This is a genomic window from Pseudomonas sp. GNP012 (assembly GCF_054343835.1).
Genome location: NZ_JBTGUU010000001.1, coordinates 3,671,012 through 3,695,631, shown reverse-complemented (window position 1 = coordinate 3,695,631; position 24,620 = coordinate 3,671,012). Strand labels below are relative to the sequence as shown.

Below are 24,620 nucleotides of genomic sequence, written 5' to 3'. Positions count from 1 at the left end.
GCAAGTCAAAGGTTTTAAGCCGTCGCCAACGATGCCTTTGGCGAAACACTCAGGAACCGCAACAACGCCAGCAGCGGAAATGCACTGCCGACGATCACGATCCACAACCAGCCGCCCTGTTCGTACACTGCGCTGGCCACCGAAGAACCGAAGGCGCCGCCGATGAAGATGCTGGTCATGTACAGCGCATTCAGGCGGCTGCGGCTTTTGCCGTCGAGGGCGTACACCGCACGCTGGCCGAGGACCATGTTCATCTGCACGCAGAAGTCCAGCACCACGCCGGTCACGGCCAGGCCGATGACGCTGTAGGCCGGATGGATGAACGCCGGCATAAAACTCAGGCTGGCGAACAGCAGGGCCAGCAACGACGCGATGCGGGTGTGCCCGGCATCGGCCAGGCGTCCGGCGATCGGGGCGGCGATGGCGCCGATGGCCCCGACCAGGGCGAAAATCGCGATCTCGCTTTGCGACAAACCGTGATTGCGCGCCAACTCCAGCGGTACGGCGGTCCAGAACAGGCTGAAAGTGGCAAACATGCAGCCCTGGTAAAACGCCCGCTGACGCAGCACCGGTTGCTTGCGCAGCAGCGTCCACAGCGAGCCCAGTAACTGGCCATAGGAGGCGCTGTGATCAGGCTCACGCTTGGGAATGGTCACGGCCAGCACGATGCTGATGGCCGCCATCAACACGGCGGCAATTACAAACATCGCGCGCCAGCCGAAGTGGTCGGCCACCACGCTGGACACCGGCCGGGCCAGTAGAATGCCGAGCAGCAAACCGCCCATGATCCCGCCCACCACACGGCCACGGGTTTCCTCCGGCGCCAGGTGTGCGGCCAGTGGAATCAGGATCTGCACCGAAACCGAGCTGAACCCCACCAACAGCGAAATCAGCAAGAACACGTTCGGCTGATCGGTGAACGCCGCACCCAGCAGGCTGGCAATCGCCACCAGGGTGGTGATGATCATCAACCGGCGGTTCTCCAGCAGATCCCCCAGCGGCACCAGGAAAAACAGCCCCAGTGCATAGCCGATCTGGGTCAGGGAAACGATCAGGCTGGCCATGGTGTTGCTCAGGCCGATGTCCGGGGCGATCAGGCCGATGATCGGCTGGGCGTAGTAGATGTTGGCGACAATGGCGCCGCAGCAGAAAGCGAACAGCAGCACCATGCCTCGGGTCATTGTCGCGGTGCGGTGGGGCGCCTGGGTCGCTGGGTTCATAACGGGTCTCGCTGTACGGAAAGGAATGCGCGCAGGCTAATGGGCTGACTGAAACGGCGGAAGCGGGATTGGAGTGATAGCTATCATTCCATTGCGGAATGACTGGCGGACGCGTGTGTCGTCCGCCGAATGGCCTTGCCTGTAGGAGCGAGCCTGCTCGCGATGGAGTCACGGTCAACGCGTTCATTTAGAAAAAACGCATTATCGTTGACGTCCATCGCGAGCAAGCTCGCTCCTACAGGTGTTTATTGCGCATAAATCTGGTCGAAAATCCCGCCATCGTTGAAGTGGGTCTTCTGCACGGTACGCCAGTCACCGAAGGTCTTCTCGACGGACAGGAAGTCCACTTTCGGGAAACGGTCGGTGTACTTGGCCAGCACGGCCGGGTCACGCGGACGCAGGTAATTGGCGGCAGCGATCTCCTGGCCTTGCGGCGACCACAGGTACTTCAGGTATTCCTCGGCGGCGGCGCGGGTGCCTTTCTTGTCGACGGTTTTGTCGACCACCGACACCGGTGGCTCGGCTTCGGCGGAAACGCTTGGGTAGATGACTTCGAACTGATCACGGCCGAACTCGCGGGCGATCATTTCCGCTTCGTTCTCGAAGGTCACCAGCACGTCGCCGATCTGGTTGGTCATGAAGGTGGTGGTGGCGGCGCGGCCACCGGTATCGAGTACCGGCGCTTGCTTGAACAGCTTGCCGACGAAGTCTTTGGCCTTGTTCTCGTCACCGCCGTTTTTCAGCACGTAACCCCAGGCCGACAGGTAGGTGTAGCGACCGTTCCCCGAAGTCTTCGGGTTCGGCACGATGACTTGCACGCCATCCTTGAGCAGGTCCGGCCAGTCTTTCAGGGCTTTCGGGTTGCCCTTGCGCACGATGAACACGGTGGCCGAGGTGAACGGCGCACTATTGTTCGGCAGGCGCGTGACCCAGTTGTCCGGGACCAGTTTGCCGTTGTCCGCCAGGGCATTGATGTCGGTGGCCATGTTCATGGTGATGACATCCGCCGGCAGACCGTCGATCACCGAGCGTGCCTGTTTGCTGGAGCCGCCAAAGGACATCTGCAGGGTGATGTTTTCGTTGTGCTCGGCTTGCCAGTGTTTCTGGAACGCAGTGTTGTAGTCCTTGTAGAAGTCGCGCATCACGTCGTAGGAAACGTTGAGCAGCGTCGGTGCAGCCTGGGCGATGTTGCCCAGGGCCAGGCCAGCGGCGAGAAGTGAGGCGCCAAAGAGTTTTTTCACTGCGAATTCCTTGTTCTATGTAGGAGCTGCCGAAGGCTGCGATCTTTTGATCTTGCTTCTAAAAAACGAAAAATCAAAAGATCGCAGCCTGCGGCAGCTCCTACAGGTTATTTGTTGGTTTCAGAGCACGCGACTATAGCCGGGCGCGTTTAGTCCTTTAAAGATTAAAAAGCTCTTTGCTTATTCCAGTTTTTTGAACAGTGCATTACCGCAACGGGAGCAGAATGCAGCACCCTGTTCGTGGCTGTTTTTCTTGCACACCGGGCAGTCGTGTTGAAGTTGATCGCCGCGCATGGCGTTGGCCAGTTCAGCGGTGAAAATCCCGGTTGGCACCGCGATGATCGAATAGCCGGTGATCATCACCAGCGACGAAACAACCTGGCCCAGCGGCGTCTTCGGCACGATGTCGCCGAAGCCCACGGTGGTCAGTGTCACGATAGCCCAATAGATGCCTTTGGGAATGCTGGTGAAGCCATGTTCCGGGCCTTCGATCACATACATCAGCGTGCCGAATACCGTCACCAGCGTGCAGACGCTGACCAGGAACACCACGATTTTCTGCTTGCTGCCGCGCAGCGCCGACATCAGGTAGTTGGCTTGCTTGAGATAAGGGCTGAGCTTGAGCACGCGGAAAATCCGCAGCATGCGGATGATCCGGATAATCAGCAGATACTGCGCATCGGCGTAATACAGCGCGAGGATGCCGGGCACGATGGCCAGCAGGTCCACCAGTCCGTAAAAGCTGAAGGCGTAGCGCAGGGGTTTGGGCGAGCAGTACAGGCGCAGGATGTATTCGCCGAGGAAGATCACCGTGAAGCCCCACTCGATATAGGCGAGTACATCGGCGTAGTTGCGGTGAATGCTGTCGATGCTGTCGAGCATCACGATCACCAGGCTGGCGAGGATGATCAACAGCAGGATGCCGTCGAAGCGCCGGCCCGCCTGGGTGTCGGTCTGGAAAATCATGACGTAAAGGTCTTCACGCCAGTGTTTGTTGCTGTCCATGGATAACGCCTGACTCGATGATCAGCGCAGCCTAGGTTGATTCTCCCCGGTAGCGCAAGGCGCGCTTTCGACTGTGGCTTTGCCGAGCATCTGCACAATCGTGCGGATCAGCCAGCAGGCAAGAATGAACGGCGCGGTCAGCGTGGGCAGACCGATGGCGGCAAACACCGGCGTCAGCAACAGCGCCAGGCCGATGCCGACCAGCGGCAGCCACGGTTGGCGACGTTGCGAGCTGAAGGCGAGGGTGGCGAGTACGGCGTTGTAGCCGCCGAGGCCGAGCAGTGCGGTGTAGAAATCGTGCTGCAGCAGGCTCCAGCCCATGCCCGCGGCAGATGCCAATAATGCCCAGCAGAAGGCGCGGCGATCAGCGATCAGCAAACCGGCGGCAATCATCGCACCGGCCAGCGGATGACCGAGGAACATCACCTGACCGATGCCTTTGAAAGGGGCAGCGAGCATGTTCAGGGTGCTGACTTCGATCAAATGCGCCTCTGTCGAGGGAGTGGCGAAGCACAGCAGCACCCAGCTCAGCAGCACGAATGGTGTGGTGTAGGCGGGGAGGTATTGGCTGAGCCGGACGCGCTTGAGCCACTGCTGGGTGAGCATCGCGCTCAGGCCGCCGGCGGCCAGAATCAGCGGCGGCATCATCGCCGACCAGGGGAAGTACAGGCTCAGCAACAGACCGAGCAGAACGCCGTTGTAGCTGAACAACCCGGCCTGACGGTCAGCCTTGGCGTAGTTGCGACGTTGTGCGGTGAACAACCCGGCGACACCGCCGAGTAAGGCGCCGCCCAGCAAGGCGGGCGCAGTGAACAAAATGGCCAACAGACACAGCAGGCCGCACAGCGGATTACGCTGGAGAAAGATCTGGCTGAAGCCGTTGAGCAAGGCCTCGGCCCAGTCGGGGCAGTGGGTGTTGAAGTGATTGGCAGGCATGGCAGTTCTGAAAGTCAATGAAACCGAGTTGCCTGCATCGCGAGCAAGCTCGCTCCCACATTGAGTCTTTGCTCAGTCATTGTATTTGTGCCGTACACAAATCAATTGTGGGAGCGAGCTTGCTCGCGATGAGGCCGGTATGGGCGCTAGATCAATGTCTCGATACGCAGAGAGTTAGTCGATCCCGGCTGCCCAAAGGGCACACCGGCGGTGATCAATAAGGTGTCGCCACGCTGCGCCATGCCTTGGGCCTGGGCGATCTCCAGCGCTGTGGAGCAGACTTCATCGACCTGGCGCAGGCGATCGTTGACCACCGAGTGCACACCCCAGGCCACGCTCAGGCGACGGGCGGTCTGCAGGTTCGGCGTCAGGTTGAGGATCGGCACGGTCGGCCGCTCCCGCGCCGCACGCAGGCTCGACGCGCCGGATTCGCTGTAATTGACCAGCACCGCCACCGGCAGCACGTTGCTGATACGGCGAATGGCGCAGCTGATCGCGTCGGAAACGGTGGCTTCGGCTTTCGGTCGGCTGACGTCGAGTTGAGTCTGGTAGTCCGGACCGTTTTCCACCTGGCGGATGATCTTGCTCATCATCTGCACGGCTTCGAGCGGGTATTCGCCGGATGCGGTTTCCGCCGACAGCATCACCGCGTCCGCACCTTCGGCCACGGCGTTGGCGACGTCTGTGACTTCGGCGCGGGTGGGCGCCGGCGAGAAGCGCATCGACTCCAGCATCTGCGTGGCCACCACCACCGGTTTGCCGAGCTGGCGGCAGGTGCTGATGATGTTCTTCTGGATCTGCGGGACGCTTTCGGCCGGCACTTCCACACCCAGGTCACCGCGGGCGACCATGATCGCATCGCTCAATTCGGCGATCTCGCGCAGTTGTTCGACAGCCGAGGGCTTCTCGATCTTGGCCATCAGGAAGGCCTTGTCGCCGATCAGGCTGCGGGCTTCGCGGATGTCGTCGGGACGCTGCACGAACGACAGCGCCACCCAGTCCACGCCCAGCTCCAGACCGAAGGTCAAGTCGCGGCGATCCTTGGCGGTCAGCGGGCTCAGGTCGAGCACCGCTTGCGGCACGTTCACACCTTTGCGGTCCGACAGTTCGCCGCCATTGAGTACGGTGGTGTCGATGGCGTCGGCGTATTTGGTCACGACCCGCAGGCGCAACTTGCCGTCGTCCAGCAGCAGGTCCATACCCGGCTCCAGCGCGGCGATGATTTCCGGGTGGGGCAGGTTGACCCGGCGCTCATCGCCCGGCGTGGCATCAAGGTCCAGGCGCAGGGCCTGGCCACGTACCAGTTGCACCTTGCCTTCGGCGAACTTGCCGACCCGCAGTTTCGGGCCTTGCAGATCCATCAGGATGCCCAATGGATAATTCAGTTGGCGCTCGACTTCACGAATCCACTGGAAACGCTGGGCGTGGTCGGCGTGATCGCCATGGCTGAAGTTCAGGCGGAAGATGTTGACCCCGGCCAGCACCAGCTCACGGATGTCGTCGATGCCATCGATGGCCGGGCCGAGCGTAGCGAGGATTTTGACCTTTTTGTCAGGCGTCATGTTTAGTGCTCTCAAGGATCAGAATGGCGCGGAAGTCGTTGACGTTGGTTCGGGTCGGCTCTGTGACGATCAGGGCGTCGAGTGCCTCGAAGTAGCCGTAGCCATTGTTGTTGTCCAACTCGTCGCTGGCGCTCAGGCCCTTCGCGGCGGCGCGGGCGTAGCTGTCCGGGGTCATGATTGCCCCGGCGTTGTCTTCCGAACCGTCGATGCCGTCGGTGTCACCGGCCAGTGCGTAGACGCCGGGCAGGCCTTTGAGGCTGTCGGTCAGGCTCAGCAGGAACTCGGCGTTGCGCCCGCCGCGGCCATTGCCGCGCACGGTGACGGTGGTTTCGCCGCCCGAGAGAATCACGCAGGGCGCCGCCAGCGGCTGACCGTGCAGGACGATCTGTCGCGCGATGCCGGCGTGGACCTTCGCCACCTCGCGGGATTCGCCTTCGAGGTCGCCGAGGATCAGCGGGCTGAACCCGGCCTGACGGCATTTCACTGCTGCCGCTTCAAGGGATTGCTGCGGACGGGCGATCAATTGGAAGTGACTGCGTGCCAGGCTCGGGTCGCCGGGTTTGACGGTTTCCGACTCGGGGCTTTGCAGCCAGGTGCGCACCGAGGCCGGAACCTCGATGGCGTAGCGCTTGAGGATCGCCAGGGCTTCGGCCGAGGTGCTCGGGTCGGCCACGGTAGGGCCAGAGGCGATGACCGTGGCGAGATCGCCCGGTACATCGGAAATCGCATAGGTGTAGACAGTGGCCGGCCAGCAGGCTTTGCCCAGGCGGCCGCCCTTGATCGCCGAGAGGTGCTTGCGCACGCAGTTCATCTCGCCGATGGTCGCGCCGGACTTGAGCAGGGCTTTGTTGATCGACTGCTTGTCGGCCAGGGTGATGTCTTCGGCCGGCAGTGCCAGCAGGGCAGAGCCACCACCGGAGAGCAGGAAGATCACGCGGTCGGATTCGTTGAGGTCGCTGACCAGTTCCAGCACACGCTTGGCCACGGCCAGGCCGGCGGCGTCCGGTACCGGGTGCGCGGCTTCGACCACTTCGATTTTTTCGCAAGGTGCGCCGTGACCGTAACGGGTCACCACCAGGCCTGACACTTCGCCCTGCCAGCAACGCTCGACCACCTGGGCCATGGCAGCTGCGGCTTTGCCGGCGCCGATGACAATGACGCGACCGCTGCGGTCGGCAGGCAGATGGGCTTCGAGGACTTGTTGCGGATGCGCCGCGTCGATGGCTGTGGCAAACAGCTCACGCAGCAATTGTTGCGGATCGACCGACATGGCGGGCTCCCGGAATTCTTGTTATTTGAAGGGCAACTCGGTCCAGTGTGGGAGCGGGCTTGCTCGCGAAGGCGGCTTCACATTCAACAGAGATGTTGACTGACATGGCGCCTTCGCGAGCAAGCCCGCTCCCACATGGGGATGGGGCAGGACTTACTTCTTGTCGCGGATCGAGAAGTTCGCCATGTGTTCCAGGCCCTTGATCAGCGCCGAGTGATCCCAGTTGCTGCCACCGATCGCCGCGCAGGTGCTGAACACTTGCTGGGTGTTGGCGGTGTTCGGCAGGTTGATGTTCAGCTCCTTGGCGCCTTGCAGGGCCAGGTTCAGGTCCTTCTGGTGCAGGCTGATGCGGAAGCCAGGGTCGAAGGTGCCCTTGATCATGCGCTCGCCGTGCACTTCGAGGATCTTCGAGGAAGCGAAACCGCCCATCAGTGCTTCACGCACCTTGGCTGGATCGGCACCGTTTTTCGAAGCGAACAGCAGGGCTTCGGCCACCGCCTGGATGTTCAGGGCCACGATGATCTGGTTGGCCACCTTGGCGGTTTGACCGTCGCCGTTGCCACCGACCAGGGTGATGTTCTTGCCCATGGCCTGGAACAGCGGCAGGGCGCGTTCGAAGGCGTTGGCATCGCCGCCGACCATGATGCTCAGGGTCGCCGCCTTGGCGCCGACTTCACCGCCGGAGACCGGGGCGTCGAGGTATTGCGCGCCTTTTTCGTTGATCTTCGCGGCGAAAGCCTTGGTGGCGGTCGGCGAGATCGAACTCATGTCGATCACTACTTTGCCTTTGCCAACACCGGCGGCAATGCCATCGGCGCGGAACAGCACGTCGTCGACCTGCGGGGTATCCGGCACCATGACGATGATGAATTCAGCTTCCTGGGCGACTTCTTTCGGGTTCGCCAGAGCAACGGCGCCAGCGGCGACCAGGTCGGCAGGGGCGGCGTCGTGGTGCGCCGACAGGAACAGGCTGTGACCGGCTTTCTGCAGGTTCAACGCCATTGGGTGGCCCATGATGCCGGTGCCGATAAATCCGATTTTAGCCATGAGAAAATCCTCTTGTTTTGTGCTTTCTGTAGGAGCGAGCCAGCTCGCGATGAACCCCGAAGCAACGCGGGCATCCAGACAGCCCGCGTAATCGTTGACGACCATCGCGAGCAGGCTCGCTCCTACAGGGATATGTGTCAGATTGCGTTATGGGTTTTCAGCCAGCTCAGGCCTGCTTCGGTGGTGGTCAGCGGCTTGTATTCGCAACCGACCCAGCCCTGGTAACCGATGCGGTCCAGGTGTTCGAACAGGAAGCGGTAGTTGATTTCACCGGTGCCTGGTTCGTTGCGCCCCGGGTTGTCCGCGAGCTGCACGTGGTTGATCTCGCCCAGGTGCGATTGCAGGGTGCGGGCCAGGTCGCCTTCCATTATTTGCATGTGGTAGATGTCGTATTGCAGGAACAGGTTGGCGCTGCCGACCTGCTCGCGAATCGACAGGGCTTGCGCCGTGTTGTTCAGGTAGAAACCTGGAATGTCACGGGTGTTGATCGCTTCCATCACCAGCTTGATGCCCGCCGCTTGCAGCTTGTCGGCTGCGTACTTGAGGTTGGCGACGAAGGTTTTCTCCACGGTGGCATCGTCAAAGCCCTGCGGCCGAATACCGGCCAGGCAGTTGATCTGGGTGTTGCCCAGCACTTGCGCGTAGGCGATGGCCAGATCGACACCGGCACGGAACTCCTCAACCCGGTCCGGCAGGCACGCGATACCGCGCTCGCCCTTGGCCCAGTCACCGGCCGGCAGGTTGAACAGCACTTGGGTCAGACCGTTGGCGTCGAGCTTGGCCTTGATTTCGGCGGAGCTGAAGTCGTACGGGAACAGGTACTCGACACCACTGAAGCCGGCTTTGGCGGCCGCTTCGAAACGGGCAAGAAAGTCCTGTTCGGTGAACAGCATGGACAGGTTGGCTGCGAAACGCGGCATGGTGGTCTCCTGTATATGTATGAAGTCCCTTGTGGGAGCGGGCTTGCTCGCGAAGGCGCAGTGTCAGTCGACATAAATGGTGAATGTCAGACTGCCTTCGCGAGCAAGCCCGCTCCCACAGGGAGAGCGGTCAGCAGTTAGTCCAGCAGCGAAATCGCGGTTGGTGCGTCGTTGCCGACCAGCGCCAGGTCTTCGAATTCGTTGACGGCGTTGATCTCGGTGCCCATGGAAATGTTGGTCACGCGCTCCAGGATGATCTCGACGATCACCGGCACCTTGAACTCTTCGATCAGTTCCTGAGCCTTGCGCAGGGCAGGCTGGATCTGAGCCGGTTCGAACACACGCAGCGCCTTGCAACCCAGGCCTTCGGCCACTGCAACGTGGTCGACACCGTAGCCGTTGAGTTCCGGCGCGTTCAGGTTGTCGAAGGACAACTGCACGCAGTAGTCCATGTCGAAACCGCGTTGCGCCTGGCGGATCAGGCCCAGGTACGAGTTGTTCACCACGACATGGATGTACGGCAGCTTGAACTGCGCGCCCACCGCCAATTCCTCGATCATGAACTGGAAGTCATAGTCCCCCGACAGGGCCACGACTTTACGGTTCGGATCAGCCTTGACCACGCCCAGCGCTGCCGGAATGGTCCAGCCCAGAGGGCCTGCCTGACCGCAGTTGATCCAGTGGCGCGGCTTGTAGACGTGCAGGAACTGCGCGCCGGCAATCTGCGACAGACCGATGGTGCTGACGTAGCAGGTGTCCTTGCCGAACACCTGGTTCATCTCTTCGTAAACGCGCTGCGGCTTGACCGGCACGTTGTCGAAGTGAGTCTTGCGCTGCAGGCTGGCTTTACGCTGCTGGCAGTCTTGCAGCCAGGCGCTGCGGTTTTTCAGCTTGCCGGCGGCTTGCCATTCGCGAGCGACTTCGATGAACACGGTCAGCGCGGCAGCGGCGTCGGACACGATGCCCAGGTCCGGGGTGAACACGCGGCCGATCTGAGTGCCTTCGATGTCGACGTGGATGAACTTGCGGCCTTCGGTGTAGACGTCAACCGAACCGGTGTGACGGTTGGCCCAACGGTTACCGATGCCCAGTACCACGTCCGACTTGAGCATGGTCGCGTTGCCGTAGCGGTGCGAGGTCTGCAAGCCAACCATGCCCACCATCAGTGGGTGATCGTCCGGGATGGTGCCCCAGCCCATCAGGGTCGGGATCACCGGAATACCGGTCAGCTCGGCGAACTCCACCAGCAGGTCGCTGGCGTCGGCGTTGATGATGCCGCCACCGGCCACCAGCAATGGACGCTCGGCCTGATCCAGCAAGGCCAAGGCCTTCTCGACCTGAACCCGGCTAGCGGTCGGCTTGGCCAGTGGCAGTGGCTGGTAAGCGTCGATGTCGAATTCGATTTCCGCCATTTGAACGTCGAACGGCAGGTCGATCAGCACCGGGCCTGGACGGCCGGAGCGCATTTCATAGAAGGCTTTCTGGAACGCGTAAGGCACCTGGCCCGGTTCCAGAACAGTGGTCGCCCACTTGGTGACTGGCTTGACGATGCTGGTGATGTCGACAGCCTGGAAGTCTTCCTTGTGCATACGGGCGCGGGGTGCTTGCCCTGTGATGCAGAGGATTGGAATCGAGTCGGCCGAGGCGCTGTAGAGCCCGGTGACCATGTCGGTGCCGGCAGGGCCGGAAGTACCGATGCACACGCCGATGTTGCCGGCCTTGGTGCGGGTGTAGCCCTCGGCCATGTGCGAGGCGCCTTCAACGTGGCGAGCGAGTACGTGATCGATGCCGCCGACCTTTTGCAGGGCGGAGTACAGCGGGTTGATGGCGGCACCCGGGATGCCAAAAGCGGTATCGACCCCTTCACGGCGCATCACCAGAACGGCGGCTTCGATTGCTCTCATTTTGCTCATGGTTTTGTGCCTCTTTACGTTTTGTAATTGTATACAAGTGGCTTTGCGCAGAGTGTATTCACGGCGGACGGCGCAGGTCAATCCATTTTCTCAAGCGCTTGTTTCATTCGTCGGAAGCCCTTTCCACTGTGGCTTTTCGTCGCATGTGGCGCCTTTCGAGAATTATTGTATACAAAAAAATAATTCATTGTGTTCTATTTGTTGCATCGGGCTGCGGCACAAACGCGCAGCCCCACGACTTTCCCTATAACAAAATGAGGGCGGCACCATGAGCGCTTTAACCTTGAAAGTCGCAGTCAACCTGGTCAACGAGGCCATCACCGCCGGGCGAGCAATCGCCGCGGCACCCTTGACCATTGCGGTACTGGATGCCGGCGGGCATCTGATCACCTTGCAACGCGAAGACGGCGCCAGCCTGCTGCGCCCGCACGTCGCCATCGGCAAAGCCTGGGGCGCCATCGCCCTGGGCAAGGGCTCACGCCTGCTGGCGCTGGACGCCCAGCAACGCCCGGCGTTTATCGCCGCGTTGAATAGCCTGGGGCAGGGCAGCGTCGTGCCGGCACCGGGTGGTGTGCTGGTGCGGGATCAGGACGGGAACGTGCTGGGGGCGGTGGGGATCAGCGGCGATCTGTCGGATGTTGACGAGCAGTGCGCGATCAATGCCATCGAGGCGTTGGGGTTGGTGGCGGATGCGGGGGTGGCGGCTTGATCTGTAGCGCCTGATCAATCGCCTTCGCGAGCAAGCCCGCTCCCACATTGGATTTTTTGCGTACACAAATTTTGTGAACGTCAGCGATCAAGTGTGGGAGCGGGCTTGCTCGCGAAGGCGATCTCCCAGACACATCCAGCTAAGGGTCTACCCCCATAGTCCCGTAGCGGCTGAACTAGCCTTTCATGACTTCAACATGAGAGAGGGCAAGGAATGCCTGAGCTGTCAGCATCACACCGCCTGCGCATCGGCCGCTACGCCGAGCAAAATCGCATTTACCTACTGACTGCCAATACCCTGAAGCGGGAACCTGTTTTCAGGGATTACACCCTTGGCAGACTGGTTGTTCAGCAATTCAGGCAAGCGCAGGATGACGGCTTTGTCGACACACTGGCCTGGGTGGTCATGCCCGATCATTTTCATTGGCTGATTCAGTTGCAAAAGGGGACGTTGGCGCAATTGATGTGTCAGGCGAAATCCCTGAGCACTCGTGCAGTCAATTCGGCGCTCGGCAGAACAGGTAGCCTTTGGCAGCAAGGCTTTCATGATCATGCGCTACGAAAAGAGGAAGACCTGGTAAAGCTGGCTCGATATGTCGTGGCTAACCCATTGCGGGCAGGGCTGGTCGGGAAGCTGGGTGACTATCCGTTGTGGGATGCGATCTGGGTTTGATCTAAAACCGGGTTGCCGCCATTCGCGAGCAAGCCCGCTCCCACATTGGATCTATGGTGTTGCAAATCCCCTGTGGGAGCGGGCTTGCTCGCGAAGGTCGCGACTCGGTCTACCGCTCCGGCTCACACCCCTTGAGCACCAACCGGATAATCGTCTGCGCCGCCGCTTCGTAATCTTCTTCATCCAGCCTGGCCTTGCCGGTGATGGCGGTGATCTGCCAGTCGAAGTCGGCGTAGGTCTGGGTAGCGGCCCAGATGCTGAACATCAGGTGGTTGGGGTCGATGGGGGCGATTTGTCCGCGGTCGATCCAGGTCTGGATGCACTCGATGTTGTGTTTGGCCTGGCCATTGAGTTGTTCGACCAGGTCGCTGCTCAGGTGGGGCGCGCCGTGCATGATTTCGCTGGCGAACACCTTGGAGGCGAAAGGCAGGTCGCGGGAGATGCGGATTTTCGAGCGAATGTAGCCGCTGAGCACTTCACCGGGTTCGCCGTCCGGATTGAACGGTGTCGAAGCCTGCAGGATCGGTTCGATGATGCTTTCCAGGACCTCGCGGTAGAGGTTTTCCTTGGATTTGAAGTAGTAGTAGACGTTGGGCTTGGGCAATCCCGCCTTGGCTGCGATGTCGCTGGTTTTGGTCGCAGCGAAGCCTTTGTCGGCGAACTCCTCACTGGCGGCACGCAGGATCAATTGTTTGTTGCGCTCGCGGATAGTGCTCATAAACCCGGTGATTCCTTGCCTGTTCTGGCGGTTGCGCATGGTATCACCGGCCTCGCGCGGCGCTCAAGAATGCACCGTAGGCTCTTATGTCGCGCTATGCTGCTGCGCATTCATTGCAGAAGGAAACCCGATTCATGGCAGGAAGCAGTTTGCTGTTGCTGATCGACGATATCGCGGCCGTGCTGGACGACGTGTCGGTAATGACCCAAATGGCCGCCAAGAAAACGGCCGGCGTACTCGGTGACGACCTGGCACTCAATGCCCAGCAAGTCAGTGGTGTGCGGGCCGAGCGGGAAATCCCGGTGGTCTGGGCGGTTGCCAAGGGTTCGTTCATCAATAAATTGATCCTGGTGCCGTCGGCATTGGCGATCAGTGCGTTCATTCCGTGGCTGGTCACGCCGTTGTTGATGGTCGGCGGCGCTTATCTGTGCTTCGAAGGCTTTGAAAAGCTCGCCCACAAGTTCCTGCACAGCAAGGCTGAAGACGCCGCCGAGCATGCGCAACTGGTCGAGGCGGTGGCCGATCCTGCCATTGACCTGGTGGCGTTCGAGAAGGACAAGATCAAAGGCGCGATCCGCACCGACTTCATTCTTTCGGCGGAGATCATCGCCATCACCCTCGGCACCGTGGCCGGAGCTCCGTTGACCCAGCAGATCATCGTGCTTTCGGGCATTGCCATTGTCATGACGGTCGGCGTGTACGGATTGGTGGCGGGTATCGTCAAGCTCGACGACCTTGGCCTGTGGTTGACCCAGAAACCCGGGCAGATGGCGAAAAGCATCGGCGGCGCGATTCTGCGTGCGGCACCGTACATGATGAAGAGCCTGTCGGTGATCGGCACCGCGGCGATGTTCCTGGTGGGCGGCGGGATTCTCACGCACGGTGTGCCGGTGGTGCATCACTGGATCGAAAGTGTCGGTGCGGCGGCGGGTGGCGGCGGATTTATCGTGCCGGTGTTGCTCAATGGCGTGGCGGGGATTGTGGCGGGTGCGGTGGTGTTGGTTGGCGTGATGGCCGTCAGCAAAATCTGGAAAGCCCTGAAAGGCTGAAGGCAACACATAACAAATGTGGGAGCGGGCTTGCTCGCGAAGAGGGTGTGTCAGTCACCTAAAAGGTTGTCTGACACACCCTATTCGCGAGCAAGCCCGCTCCCACAGTGTTTTTCGGCTACCGGGTTTACTCGGCAATCTGCAACTTGCGCGCCTCGGTGTACACGTAACGCACTTTTTCGTACTCGAACGGCGAATTCATCTGGCCATAACGGAAGCTGGTCTGGTTGCGCTTGTCGATGCCACGCAGGATCAAGACTTCCGGATGGTTGGAGCTGACCTCGGCCACGTTGAGGTAGTTGATCGCATTCTCGGCCGTGTAATCCACCAGCAGGCCGCCGGTATCACGCAGGTTCGACGGACCGAGGACGGGCAGCACGAAGTAAGCGCCGCCCGGCACGCCGTAGAAGCCCAGCGTCTGGCCGAAGTCCTCGCTCTGGCGCGGCAGGCCCATGGCGGTGGCGGGGTCCCACAGGCCGGCGATGCCGATGGTGGTGTTGAGCAGCAGTCGCCCGGTGGTTTCCAGTGAGCGCTGGCCCTTGAGTTGCAGCAGGCTGTTCAACAGGTTCGGCACGTCGCCGAGGTTGTTGAAGAAGTTGCTGACGCCGGTGCGCAGGAAGCTCGGGGTGACGTAGCGGTAACCATTGACCACCGGCAGGAACACCCATTGGTCAAAGCGGTAGTTGAAGTGATAGACGCGACGGTTCCACTCTTCCAGCGGATCGTAGACGGCCAGTGCACCGAGCGTCGAACGCTCGAACTCGCGCTGATCCAGGCCCGGGTTGAATTTGAGTTTGCTCAATGGTTCCTTGAAGCCGTCACTGTCGACGACTACGGGGGCGTTGGCTTTGCTGTTGTCTGCATGGGCGACGCCTGCACAGAGTAACGCTGCGAAAAGCAGGAGAAATTTAGCCACGGAAGAACTCCAGCATGGCGTCACTGTTGACGCGGTAGTTAATGTTGCCGCAGTGGCCCCCGTACGGATAAACGGTCAGGCGATCACCGAAGGTCTTGCGCAGGAAGCCCAGGTCGCCTGGACCGAGGATCACGTCGTCGGCGTTGTGCATGACGGCGATTTTCGGGCTTTCGTGCAGATAGTCCTTCAGCGCATACAGGCTGACCTGATCAATCAGTTGCAGCAGGCTGCCGCCATCGGTGCGGGCGCGCCACATAGGGATGACTTGTTCGGTGATGTAGCAGTCGAAGTCGCATTGCAACGCACGCTTGAGGAATGGCGTGAGGCTGGTGCCTTCGGTGATCGGGAACTTGGGCGGGGTAATCAGGCCGCGACGGTTGACCAGGTCCGAAGTGAAGGCGATGTCCGCCGCCGAAAAGCGGAACGAGGTGCCGATCAGCATGGCCATCTGTTCGTTGGTCAGGTGCTGTTTGGACTGCTGGAAGTCGTAGAGCAGGGCATCGTTGAGGTCGATGTAGCCCTTCTGCTGGAAGTAGCGGGTCAGTTTGTTCAGAACCAGTTCATAGAACGTGGTGCTGTTGTTGATGCCCTTGACCTCGGTCTGGACCAGCTTGTCGAGGTTGGTGATCGAGGTGTAGAGGTTGACCGGCGGGTTGAGCAGCAGGACTTTCTTGAAGTTGAAGCTGCGGCGGGTTTCGTCCAGGTGCGCGACGAAGGCGGCATCCAGTGCCCCCAGGCTGTACCCGGTCAAGTAGTAGTCGGTGACTGGTACTTTCGGGTTCTGTGCCCGCACGGCCTGCATCACCCGGTACAGATCTTCGGCATCTTCCTTGGAAACGCCCGGCGTGGCGAAGCGCGAGGCGGCGCTCATGAAGTCATAGCTGGTGGGCGATGACAACTGCACCACATGGTAGCCGGCTTTGTAATAGAGCTTCTTCAGGTATTCGTTCAGGGTACTGTCATAGCGCGCACCGGTGCCGGCGATCAGGAAAATCAGCGGCGCGGCGTGATCCTGCGTGGCAATGCGGTAGTCGAGTTTCTTGACCGCCCAGAAATTGTCCGGCAATTCGAACGCCCGTTCCGGACGCAAGGTGACGCTGCGCACTGCCTGATCGATGTCATCGTCCAGGGGGAGCTCCGGACGCAGGTCCGGCGGCGTGGTCGCGATGGTCGCCTCGAACGGGTTGGTCAGGGGGTAGCCATAACTGGCGGCGTCAATGTCGACTGCCAGTGCGGACGCACTCAAAATAAGGCCGCCAAACAGGGCGGCGAAGCGCAAGGAACGGAGCATGACTAAATCCCTTAGAAGAAGGTGTCAAATGAATTTCGCAGGCTATGACCACCGGATATACGCCAAAGTGCCAACCCTCGGCACCAAACAGGCCTGATTTCGAAGTTATAGTAGCTGGACGATACACTTTGCAGCGATTGAATGCCCAGTTAACAGTTGTTATCGCTTGCGAAACGCTTAAGGGCGATTAAGCTGGCCGCCGTTTTTCGCCAATTGGAGTGTTTCATGTCCCGCCACCTGCCCGTGATCCTGCTGCTTGTTTTGTTGCCTGTTTGGCTGGCCGCCAGTTATGGCGCGCGTTATGGCTTCATGGAGGATGCGCAGTGGGTCGGCATTTGCGTGGATGAGGCGAGCCGCTGGGAATGCCAGGTGCGTTCGAACCTGGGTCTGATGATTCACTTCGCAGTCCTGGGATGGGTTGCGTTGGCGGCTGCGATCGTCGGCTTCGTTGTTCCGGGGCGGGCAGGGTGGTGGCTGGCGGTGCTGGCGCTGGTGTTCGGGTTTCCGGCATTGGCGTTGTACAACACGACGCTGGCGGTGTTTGCGGTGGTGATTGCGGGGTTGCGGTTGGTCAGGGCTTCCCGCAGCGCCTGATAGTTCGCTATCGCGAGCAAGCTCGCTCCCACAGTGGATCTTCAGTGAACACAAAATCCGTGTGCGACAAAGATCAATTGTGGGAGCGAGCTTGCTCGCGATGAGGCCAGTCGGGTCAATGCAACATCAAGCTGTGCGAACCCGCAAGCAGCGCCACAACGCCGCCACCATCAACACACTCACCAGCGCCCAGCCCCAGGCCTGCTGGTTCAGTAAACCTTCACGAAACAGCTGCGGTGCGATGCCGGCGCCAATGATGAAGGTCAGCAGGGCGATTTCCCGGCGCGGCACGCTCACCGGACGGCACAGATACACCAGCGCCGGCACGATGAACGCCACGCTCGGGAAGCTGCGATAGCGCGGGTCGAATACCAGTTCCAGCATCATCACGGCCGCCGCGAAACCTGCCGTTGCAACCAGCCAGCCAGCACGGCGCTCCAGTAAATCGAAAGCCTGCCCGCGCCACCCGTCACGTGGACTCAGTGTCAGTGCTGCATGGGTCAGCACCAGCAGATTCAGCACGGTCAGCAGTCCGACCCACAGCCATTCACTGGTGAAGCGAGTGGTGACGCGTGCCAGGTCGCCCCAGGCGCCAATCGAGCAAGCGGCCAATGCGCCGAGCAGTGGCAGTACCAGCGCCGCGCGCGTCGTGCGAACCCGGCCGCCAAGCAGCAGGGTGCCGATAAAGATCAGGCCGCCCACCGCCAGCCATTGCGACCAGTACGGGACGTTTGTCACTGGCCCGGCCAGTACGCCCTTGTCCTGGCGATCGGCATCGAACAGTCCCCAGTAGCCGCCGACCGCGCCTTCACTGGCGCGCTTCCATGGCTGGTCGAAGGCTTCGATCAGGTTGTAATGCCAGCCTTGCTGCTCGGCTATGGCGACAAAACCACGAATGAATTTGGCTTCATTGACCCGGCTCGGCAGGGCGGTTTCGCGCTGGCGGCCTTCGCTCGGCCAGCCGGTTTCGCCGATCAGTACGTCCTTGGGCGCGAATTTGTTGCCGAACACCTGACGCACTTCGGCCACATGTTGCAGGGCGGCGTCGATGTTCGATGGATCGTCCTCCCAGTAAGGCAGCAAATGGATGGTCAGGAAGTCCACGGCAGGGGCAATTTCAGGGTGCTTGAGCCAGAACTCCCAGACGTCGGCATAGGTGACGGGCTGTTTGACCTGGCTCTTGACCTTGTTGATCAGCTTGGCCAATTGCGCACCGGTGACTTCCTTGCGCAGCAGGGTTTCGTTGCCGACGATCACTGCGCTCACCACATCCGGGTTGGCGTTGGCCGAAGCGATCAGCAGGTCGACTTCTTTTTCCGTGTCCACCGGGTTGCTGTTGACCCAGGCGCCGATCATCAACTTCAGACCGTGTTTGCGCGCAAGGTCCGGCAGGGCTTCAAGGCCGGTCATGGAATAGGTGCGGATGCACTCGAAACGGGTCGCCAGCAACGCGAGGTCGGCGTCCATGCGCTCGGGGCGCAGCTTGAAGGGTTGGTCGAACGGCGATTGGTCCTTGTCGAACGGCGTATAGGACGCGCATTGCAGCTTGTGCGTGGCGCTGGTCGCGTCCGGCAGGACCACCGGTTTGCCGAGGCCGTACCAGAAGCCGCCAAGGGCGAACAGCCCGAGCAGGCAAGCGAATAGATAAGCAGCAAGAGGGAAGCGGTATGTCGCGGACATGGTCAGGCCGTGTGGGAGCAAAGCGGCGCATGTTACCTGCATTTACCGCGTGCTTGGTGGCCTGCATGATTTTGACATGCAAAGTTCGGGCGGTTTGGCAGGCGCGTTTTCCGTGGTCAGGATTAATGGCTTTCTGATGTCGTTTCTCGATGCCTTGAGGTCGCTGGCAGAGCAGGTCGCGATGAGCGTCAGGTTGATCATCGAAGGCGTCAGTACTCCGCTGATGTCGGGACGAGTTTGCTGTGAGGCGTGATGGGGGCGCTGTGCACCATAACTATACGTTTAAGCGACTCGGCATCCGTCGAGCGCAGCACTTTCGGGGAAGTAACGATGAAGATGCGACGACTCTTGGGCGCAGGTGCCGCTTTGGTGCTGGCGATCAGCTCTACCGTGGCCAGTGCCGCCGGAAAGGAAGTGACGATCGGTTACGTTGACGGCTGGTCGGACAGCGTTGCCACGACCAACGTGGCCGCCGAAGTGATCAGGCAGAAACTCGGTTATGACGTGAAGTTGCAAGCCGTTGCCACCGGGATCATGTGGCAGGGCGTGGCGACCGGTAAACTCGACGCCATGCTTTCGGCCTGGCTGCCGGTGACCCACGGCGAATACTGGACGAAGAACAAGGATCAGGTCGTCGATTACGGCCCGAACTTCAAGGACGCAAAAATCGGATTGATCGTGCCGGAGTACGTCAAAGCCAAGTCGATCGAGGACCTGAAAACCGACGACACCTTCAAGAATCGCATCGTCGGCATCGACGCCGGTTCAGGCGTGATGCTCAAGACCGACCAGGCAATCAAGGACTACGACCTGACCGGTTATCAACTCAAGGCCAGTTCCGGTGCCGGCATGATTGCCGAGCTGACCCGTGCCGAGAAGAAAAACGAATCCATCGCCGTCACCGGCTGGGTACCGCACTGGATGTTCGCCAAGTGGAAACTGCGCTTCCTCGAAGATCCGAAAGGCGTGTATGGCGCGGCAGAAACCGTGAACAGCATCGGCAGCAAAGGGCTTGAGGCCAAGGCACCGGAAGTGGCCAAGTTCCTGAAGAACTTCCAGTGGGAATCCAAGGATGAAATCGGCCAGGTGATGCTGGCTATTCAGGATGGTGCCAAACCTGAAGCCGCGGCGAAGGACTGGATCGCCAAGCACCCTGAGCGCGTGGCTGACTGGACCAAATAACAGTCGCGTCGCTTTAAATTGTGGGAGCGGGCTTGCTCGCGAAAGCGGTCTGACAGTCAACTTTGATAGTGACTGATACGGCCTCTTCGCGAGCAAGCCCGCTCCCACATTGATTTGTGGTGTGCTGATAATTGGCGAAAACGTCATGTCGTTCTAAGACTAAGGTCGTCTGGAACCTGCCCCGCAGCCGCATAGAGTGGATACCGTTCCAACTCAATCTGTGCTGCGAGGATAAAAACAATGAACGACAGCATTTACCTCTCGATTCAAAACAGCCCGCGCTTCAAGGAGCTGGTTAGCAAGAGGGAACGATTCGCCTGGATTCTTTCGGCGATCATGCTAGGGCTTTACTCCGGATTCATTCTTCTGATTGCCTATGGGCCGCAGGTGCTTGGGGCGAAAATCAACCCTGAGTCCTCGATTACCTGGGGCATACCGATTGGCGTCGGGCTGATTGTTTCGGCGTTCGTCCTGACCGGTATCTACGTACGACGCGCCAATGGCGAGTTTGACGACCTGAACAATGCGATTCTCAAGGAGGCTCAGCAATGATCCGCCGTCTAATGGCTCTTTTGAGCATCGCAGCCTTCGCGCCTGGTGCCTGGGCGGCTGAAGCCCTGACCGGTGCCGTACAGAAGCAACCGCTTAACGTGTCCGCGATCGTGATGTTTGTCGCCTTCGTCGGTGCCACCCTGTGCATCACCTACTGGGCCTCCAAGCGTAACAAGTCGGCTGCCGACTACTACGCCGCTGGCGGCAAGATCACCGGGTTCCAGAACGGCCTGGCGATTGCTGGCGACTACATGTCGGCGGCGTCTTTCCTGGGTATTTCCGCGCTGGTGTTCGCTTCAGGCTACGACGGGCTGATCTATTCGATCGGTTTCCTGGTGGGCTGGCCGATCATTCTGTTCCTGATTGCCGAGCGCCTGCGTAACCTGGGCAAGTACACCTTTGCCGACGTGGCGTCCTACCGCCTGGGGCAAACCCAGATCCGTTCGCTGTCCGCCTGCGGTTCGCTGGTGGTGGTGGCGTTCTACCTGATCGCCCAGATGGTGGGTGCCGGCAAGCTGATCCAGCTGTTGTTCGGCCTCGACTACCACGTCGCGGTGATTCTGGTGGGCGTGCTGATGTGCCTTTATGTGTTGTTCGGCGGCATGCTGGCGACAACCTGGGTGCAAATCATCAAGGCTGTTCTGCTGCTGTCCGGCGCTTCCTTCATGGCGCTGATGGTGATGAAGCACGTCAACTTCGACTTCAATATGCTGTTTTCCGAGGCGATCAAGGTTCACCCTAAAGGTGAAGCGATCATGAGCCCGGGCGGTCTGGTGAAAGATCCGGTATCGGCGTTCTCCCTCGGGCTGGCATTGATGTTCGGTACCGCGGGTCTGCCGCACATCCTGATGCGCTTCTTCACCGTGAGTGATGCAAAGGAAGCTCGCAAGAGTGTGCTGTACGCAACCGGCTTCATTGGCTACTTCTACATCCTGACCTTCATCATCGGTTTCGGCGCGATCCTGCTGGTCAGCACCAATCCGGCCTTCAAAGACGCGGCCGGCGCGTTGCTCGGCGGTAACAACATGGCGGCGGTGCACCTGGCCAATGCGGTTGGTGGCAGTATCTTCCTGGGCTTCATCTCGGCCGTGGCGTTCGCGACCATTCTGGCGGTAGTCGCTGGCCTGACCCTGGCGGGTGCTTCGGCGGTGTCCCACGATCTGTATGCCAGTGTGATCAAGAAGGGCAAGGCCAACGAGAAGGATGAGATTCGCATTTCGAAGATCACCACCGTTGCCTTGGCTGTGCTGGCCATCGTTCTGGGCATTCTGTTCGAAAGCCAGAACATCGCGTTCATGGTGGGCCTGGCGTTCTCCATCGCGGCGAGTTGCAACTTCCCGGTACTGCTGCTTTCCATGTACTGGAAAAAGCTGACCACTCGCGGCGCGATGATCGGCGGCTGGATGGGGCTGATCAGTGCGGTAGGCCTGATGGTCCTTGGTCCGACCATCTGGGTGCAGATCCTGCATCACGAGAAGGCTATCTTCCCGTATGAGTACCCGGCGTTGTTCTCGATGATGATTGCCTTTGTCGGGATCTGGTTCTTCTCGGTCACTGACAAGTCGACTGCGGCTGACAATGAGCGGGCGCTGTTCTTCCCGCAGTTTGTTCGTTCGCAGACTGGCCTTGGGGCGAGCGGGGCGGTATCGCACTAAGTCTTGATGCTTTGATATAGCTGGCGATGCTTTATGAAGTGCTCCGGTCGAGAGATCGGGGCACTTTTTTATTGTGCGTTAATCGACCTGAATTTTGCGGATGTACCAATTTACTGTGGGGGCGGGCTTGCTCGCGAAGGCGGCCTGCCAGCCGACCTGTCTTTCGCTGATCGTGTACATATCCATTGCTGCGGTAACGGCGGCTTATGGTTTCGCCCTTACGGCGACTCCCTTTTTTACAAGCGCCTAAAAAAGGAAGCAAAAAACGCTCGCCCCGAACGTACGGCCCCTCGCTGAGGCTCGGGGTACCTTCGCTCCGGTATTCATCCGGGGGCATTGCCCTCCGGTCGGCTTCGCTTCGACCTACATGCAATGAGTTCGACTGCGTCGAACGGCGCTGCGCGCCCATCCCCGGATGAACACCTGCGCTCAGCCTGCCGATATAGGTTGTCCGTTCCTTTCCTCTTCCATACTTCAACGTCTGGAAGTCAGCTTTGATCCAGGAAGGAACATGCACCTGTGGGCTACGAATATGCCTCTCAAGCACGTGATGATTACCCCCTCACTTTCGAGCCCACAGGTGCGCTTGCGCCCTCTAACGAATACTCAGGGAAAGCCCGACACGGCTCTCTATATCGCTTTCGCTGGACGCAAGCATGCATGTCCCTGCATGTACTTTAGCGCCAGTGGAGGTTGTTGATGCAAACGCTCCTGTCTCAGAGATTCACTGCTTATGTCGGAATAGATTGGGCAGATACCAAGCACGACGTGTGTTTGCAGGTCGCAGGTGAAACCCGGCGGCACTTCTCTATCATCGACCACACGCCCCAATCGATTGATCGATGGGCGAAATCGTTGTTTGAGCGCTATGGCGCGCCGATTGCAATTGCTCTTGAGCTCAACAAGGGCCCGTTGGTGGCGGCCCTGCAAAAGTACGAGTTCTTTTGCCTGTTTCCCATCAATCCGAGCACCTTGGCCAAACACCGCAAAGCCTTTGTCGGCAGCGGTGCCAAGGATGATCCGACCGATGCGCAATGGGCGCTTGAGTTGTTGCTCACCTATCCCCAACGGTTTGCGCAGCTGATGCCGCAAAGCCCGGCGATGCGTATTTTGGCCAGCCTGACAGAACATCGACGGGCACTGGTTGATGAGCGAGTGAAAGTCAGCAACCGCCTGATCTGTACGCTCAAACAGTATTATCCAGCGGCCCTTGAGCTATTTAGCAATCATGACAGCGTGGTGTTCTGTGACTTTTTGATGCGCTGGCCCACACTTGAGCAGCTCAAGCGTTCTCGCCAGAGTACTTTTCTCAAGTTCTTTAACGAGCACAACGCTCGTCACGCTCAACTCAATCAAACACGCTGGGAAATCATCACCCAAGCGATGCCTTTGACGCAGGATCCGGGGGTGATACGTCCTGCGCAGTTGTACACGACAGCCTTGGCGTCACAACTCAAAGGGCTCATTTGCACCCTCAAGGATTTTGATCGCGAGATCGAAGAAACGGCCAACACCTTGAGCGATTACCCGATCTTCAAAGCGCTCCCTGGCGCCGGCCAACATCTTGCACCACGCCTGATGGTGGCTTTTGGTGAACAGCGTGATCGATTTAGCGACGCCAATGCGATGCAGCAATATGCCGGAATCGCACCCGTGACTCAGCGTAGCGGCAAGAAGAAAGTCGTGTATTGGCGCTACCGATGCTCAACCTTCTTGCGTCAGACCTTTGTCGAATGGGCTGCTCACAGCATCACTCAATCAACGTGGGCCGAGGCTTACTATCGGCAGCAACGGGCTAAGGGCTGCTCATACCAAGCGGCCCTGAGAGCGCTGGCTTTCAAGTGGATCAGAATCGTCTATCGGTGCTGGAAAACCAGCACCATCTATGACGAAAAGGCTTACTTGCAGGCTTTGACGCGGCACGGATCAACGTTGGTAGAAGCGCCGATGGAGGTCGTCACAGGTTGACGGACAGGCTCAGGGCGTGAGGGGGCGGGTGGATCAAGAGCTGCAGGCGAGCTAACGCTCGGGCTGATGAGTGGTGAAGAGCGTGGGGGTGCACCGATCGTCCTTTGCTCTTCTGTGGGAGCGAGCCTGCTCGCGAAGGCGGCCTGACAGGCGCAGGTACATCACAGACGAACGGACAACCTATATCGTGAGGCCGAGCGCAGGTTCTGAGCAGTGGGCAACCCGGCATGGATGCCGGGTTAGCCGCCCCCGGCCATGGATGGCCGATGGCGGCGGGCCCACGGAGCAGGACCGGAGCGAGGGCATGCCGAGCCACGGCGAGGCACCGAACGTCAGGGGCAGAGCGCTTTGGTTACTTTCGCGCTTTTCGAAAGTGACCCGCCGTAAGGGCGGAACCATAAGCCGCCGTTACCCAGGCAACGGATATGTACACAACCAAAAGCCGCACAAACAAAAACGGCCTCCTGCTCTTTATATAAAAAGCAGAGGCCGTTCCCGGTACAACTCAACTCGCTACAGC

The 24,620-nt window shown here is 59.9% G+C and carries 21 protein-coding genes; 8 read left to right on the top strand and 13 right to left on the bottom strand.

The window, feature by feature from the left end; translation table 11 throughout:
• Positions 1 to 14: 14 nt before the first annotated feature.
• From ACXX83_RS16580 to gcl, 9 genes are all read right to left on the bottom strand, one after another.
• Entirely contained in the window at positions 15 to 1,220 is a 1,206-nt protein-coding gene (locus tag ACXX83_RS16580) for an MFS transporter (RefSeq protein ID WP_458549104.1), read from the bottom strand.
• Positions 1,221 to 1,465: 245 nt separating this feature from the next.
• Entirely contained in the window at positions 1,466 to 2,461 is a 996-nt protein-coding gene (locus ACXX83_RS16575; RefSeq protein ID WP_458549103.1) for a sulfate ABC transporter substrate-binding protein, read from the bottom strand.
• A gap of 180 nt (positions 2,462 to 2,641) precedes the next feature.
• Positions 2,642 to 3,466 (bottom strand): ion transporter, encoded by an 825-nt coding sequence (locus ACXX83_RS16570; RefSeq protein ID WP_126046723.1) that lies wholly within the window; start codon positions 3,464 to 3,466, stop codon positions 2,642 to 2,644.
• A gap of 21 nt (positions 3,467 to 3,487) precedes the next feature.
• The gene (locus ACXX83_RS16565; protein WP_458549102.1) at positions 3,488 to 4,402 is read right to left on the bottom strand and encodes an urea transporter; all 915 of its coding nucleotides are present in this window, start codon (positions 4,400 to 4,402) and stop codon (positions 3,488 to 3,490) included.
• Positions 4,403 to 4,548: 146 nt separating this feature from the next.
• The gene (gene pyk, locus ACXX83_RS16560; RefSeq protein WP_007971417.1) at positions 4,549 to 5,964 is read right to left on the bottom strand and encodes a pyruvate kinase; all 1,416 of its coding nucleotides are present in this window, start codon (positions 5,962 to 5,964) and stop codon (positions 4,549 to 4,551) included.
• A complete protein-coding gene (locus ACXX83_RS16555) occupies positions 5,954 to 7,234 on the bottom strand; it encodes a glycerate kinase type-2 family protein (protein ID WP_458549101.1) in 1,281 nt (426 codons plus the stop codon). Before ACXX83_RS16555 ends, pyk begins: the two co-directional genes overlap by 11 nt.
• A gap of 153 nt (positions 7,235 to 7,387) precedes the next feature.
• Positions 7,388 to 8,281, bottom strand: a complete 894-nt coding sequence (locus tag ACXX83_RS16550; protein ID WP_015096204.1) for a 2-hydroxy-3-oxopropionate reductase — start codon at positions 8,279 to 8,281, stop codon at positions 7,388 to 7,390.
• Between the two features lie 137 nt (positions 8,282 to 8,418).
• Positions 8,419 to 9,201 (bottom strand): hydroxypyruvate isomerase, encoded by a 783-nt coding sequence (gene hyi, locus ACXX83_RS16545; RefSeq protein ID WP_458549100.1) that lies wholly within the window; start codon positions 9,199 to 9,201, stop codon positions 8,419 to 8,421.
• 137 nt (positions 9,202 to 9,338) lie between these two features.
• Positions 9,339 to 11,114, bottom strand: a complete 1,776-nt coding sequence (gene gcl, locus ACXX83_RS16540) for a glyoxylate carboligase (protein ID WP_015096202.1) — start codon at positions 11,112 to 11,114, stop codon at positions 9,339 to 9,341.
• Between the two features lie 268 nt (positions 11,115 to 11,382).
• Between gcl and ACXX83_RS16535 the strand changes: the two genes are divergently transcribed.
• Both ACXX83_RS16535 and ACXX83_RS16530 read left to right on the top strand, forming a co-directional pair.
• Positions 11,383 to 11,823, top strand: a complete 441-nt coding sequence (locus ACXX83_RS16535) for a GlcG/HbpS family heme-binding protein (protein WP_015096201.1) — start codon at positions 11,383 to 11,385, stop codon at positions 11,821 to 11,823.
• A gap of 213 nt (positions 11,824 to 12,036) precedes the next feature.
• Positions 12,037 to 12,495: an REP-associated tyrosine transposase gene (locus tag ACXX83_RS16530; RefSeq protein WP_458549099.1), complete on the top strand. Its 459-nt coding sequence runs from the start codon at positions 12,037 to 12,039 to the stop codon at positions 12,493 to 12,495.
• A 109-nt stretch (positions 12,496 to 12,604) separates the two neighbouring features.
• Here ACXX83_RS16530 and ACXX83_RS16525 read toward each other — a convergent pair whose 3' ends face one another.
• Entirely contained in the window at positions 12,605 to 13,213 is a 609-nt protein-coding gene (locus tag ACXX83_RS16525; RefSeq protein ID WP_015096199.1) for a TetR/AcrR family transcriptional regulator, read from the bottom strand.
• A 134-nt stretch (positions 13,214 to 13,347) separates the two neighbouring features.
• Here ACXX83_RS16525 and ACXX83_RS16520 point away from each other — a divergent pair, with 134 nt between their 5' ends.
• A complete protein-coding gene (locus ACXX83_RS16520; protein ID WP_217835961.1) occupies positions 13,348 to 14,262 on the top strand; it encodes a DUF808 domain-containing protein in 915 nt (304 codons plus the stop codon).
• Between the two features lie 127 nt (positions 14,263 to 14,389).
• On the opposite strand, the gene ACXX83_RS16515 is transcribed toward ACXX83_RS16520, so the two are convergent.
• On the bottom strand, positions 14,390 to 15,178 hold the full coding sequence (locus ACXX83_RS16515; RefSeq protein ID WP_458549098.1) for an MlaA family lipoprotein: 789 nt from the start codon (positions 15,176 to 15,178) through the stop codon (positions 14,390 to 14,392).
• The gene (locus tag ACXX83_RS16510; protein WP_015096196.1) at positions 15,171 to 16,469 is read right to left on the bottom strand and encodes a lipid asymmetry maintenance lipase MlaY; all 1,299 of its coding nucleotides are present in this window, start codon (positions 16,467 to 16,469) and stop codon (positions 15,171 to 15,173) included. Before ACXX83_RS16510 ends, ACXX83_RS16515 begins: the two co-directional genes overlap by 8 nt.
• A gap of 225 nt (positions 16,470 to 16,694) precedes the next feature.
• Between ACXX83_RS16510 and ACXX83_RS16505 the strand changes: the two genes are divergently transcribed.
• Positions 16,695 to 17,063 (top strand): hypothetical protein, encoded by a 369-nt coding sequence (locus ACXX83_RS16505; protein ID WP_015096195.1) that lies wholly within the window; start codon positions 16,695 to 16,697, stop codon positions 17,061 to 17,063.
• A gap of 126 nt (positions 17,064 to 17,189) precedes the next feature.
• On the opposite strand, the gene ACXX83_RS16500 is transcribed toward ACXX83_RS16505, so the two are convergent.
• The gene (locus ACXX83_RS16500; RefSeq protein ID WP_458549097.1) at positions 17,190 to 18,785 is read right to left on the bottom strand and encodes a glycoside hydrolase family 17 protein; all 1,596 of its coding nucleotides are present in this window, start codon (positions 18,783 to 18,785) and stop codon (positions 17,190 to 17,192) included.
• Between the two features lie 288 nt (positions 18,786 to 19,073).
• On the opposite strand from ACXX83_RS16500, the gene ACXX83_RS16495 reads away from it, so the two are divergent.
• From ACXX83_RS16495 to ACXX83_RS16480, 4 genes are all read left to right on the top strand, one after another.
• Complete coding sequence (locus ACXX83_RS16495; RefSeq protein WP_015096193.1) at positions 19,074 to 19,925, top strand: glycine betaine ABC transporter substrate-binding protein; 852 nt, start codon at positions 19,074 to 19,076, stop codon at positions 19,923 to 19,925.
• Between the two features lie 240 nt (positions 19,926 to 20,165).
• Positions 20,166 to 20,477 (top strand): DUF485 domain-containing protein, encoded by a 312-nt coding sequence (locus tag ACXX83_RS16490; protein ID WP_007971395.1) that lies wholly within the window; start codon positions 20,166 to 20,168, stop codon positions 20,475 to 20,477.
• Positions 20,474 to 22,132: a cation acetate symporter gene (locus ACXX83_RS16485; RefSeq protein ID WP_015096192.1), complete on the top strand. Its 1,659-nt coding sequence runs from the start codon at positions 20,474 to 20,476 to the stop codon at positions 22,130 to 22,132. The genes ACXX83_RS16490 and ACXX83_RS16485 overlap by 4 nt, the downstream gene beginning before the upstream one ends.
• 699 nt (positions 22,133 to 22,831) lie before the next feature.
• Entirely contained in the window at positions 22,832 to 24,100 is a 1,269-nt protein-coding gene (locus ACXX83_RS16480) for an IS110 family RNA-guided transposase (RefSeq protein WP_458547629.1), read from the top strand.
• The last annotated feature ends 520 nt before the right edge of the window (positions 24,101 to 24,620 follow it).